This is a genomic window from Serratia sp. H1w, assembly GCF_000633355.1.
Classification (GTDB): Bacteria; Pseudomonadota; Gammaproteobacteria; order Enterobacterales; family Enterobacteriaceae; genus Chania.
Genome location: NZ_AYMQ01000155.1, coordinates 1 through 1,315, shown reverse-complemented (window position 1 = coordinate 1,315; position 1,315 = coordinate 1). Strand labels below are relative to the sequence as shown.

The window sequence follows — 1,315 nt, the reverse complement described above, 5'->3', positions numbered from 1 at the left end:
CCGGTTTTACTTGACCATTACATGATGGATATCGTTGCTAGTGTTGAAGCTGGTAAGCTGTCTCTCAGTGAATTGATTAGCGTTCTGGCAGAATACAAAAATTATACCAATTCAGAGTGGAATCAACGATATCGTGAGTTTACGGCACTACTCCAACAAACTCCAACATTTGCTGAGCCTGAGACCGATGAGTTGGTTAAACGACTTTGGTATGAGCGTAATAACGGCATCGCCAGTATCCGCCAGGGGGTACCATCTCTGGCGGAATTCCAACAAAGTCTGCCACTACTAAGAGAATTAACTGAGCGAATTTATCGCCAACCAGATGAGCAAACTTACCAAGATGTAGGTACGGCGTTACAGCAAGCAAAGGAAAGCGGGCAACTCAAACGCATGTATTGGAGTTTGAGAAACCGCGTCTTTGCGGCATTTTCGCCAGCGACCTGTACCAGCACTGTGGATGAGAATGCCTTTACACGGGCTGCAACGCTCCTGAATGAACAGTTTAGCCTTGGCCTATCACTTGACGGAAGCTGGCTGCAAAAAAACCATGAATTGAAACATGCCATCGACGCGAAGTTGCCAGATGCGGACCCTTATTACGTGAACATGGCGATTTGGCATCTCTATGAGTTGCTTCGCGAACGTGATAACGAGCAAAAACAAGAGAAGGCCGTTAGCGGTACCGCCGCCGTGGATAATACATCGGTGAGCGCACAGCTCACTCAGCACTCGCCTGTGAATATGATCTACTTTGGTCCGCCGGGCACCGGAAAGACCTTCACTTTGCAGCAGAAAATGAAGGAGTACACCACTCAGGCCGCACCAGCCGATTTTGATGCTTGGCTGGATTCTCGTCTTGAGTCTTTGAACTGGATGCAGGTGATCGCGTTGGTATTGCTGGATCTCAATAAGAGAGCCAAAGTCCGCCAATTGACCGAACATCAGTGGTTCCAACGTAAAGCGCTATTGAATGGCCGCAGCAGTAACTTTTCGCAAACTGCCTGGGCTACGCTGCAATCCTTTACCGTGCCGGAATCTACCACCGTGGCGTATAAAGGCCGCCACGAGCCTGCAATATTTGATAAAACTGCTGATAGTGAGTGGGTCTTGGTGGATTCACAGTTAGAACAAGTGGATGAATTGCTTTCCCTTTATACCGAGTTAAAACACGGTCCTAAAACGGCAGAGTCTATTCAGAGATTTGCCGTAGTCACTTTCCATCAGTCTTATGGCTATGAAGAGTTTATTGAAGGTATGCGGGCACGTGCTGATGAAAGTGGGAATATCTCTTACTGTAGTGGTCAACTAATAC

Annotated in this window: 1 pseudogene; it reads left to right on the top strand. The window is 47.6% G+C overall.

The features are described 5' to 3' along the window. Positions 1–24: 24 nt before the first annotated feature. Positions 25–1,315, top strand: a pseudogene (locus U869_RS0127605) (restriction endonuclease); the annotation flags it as partial.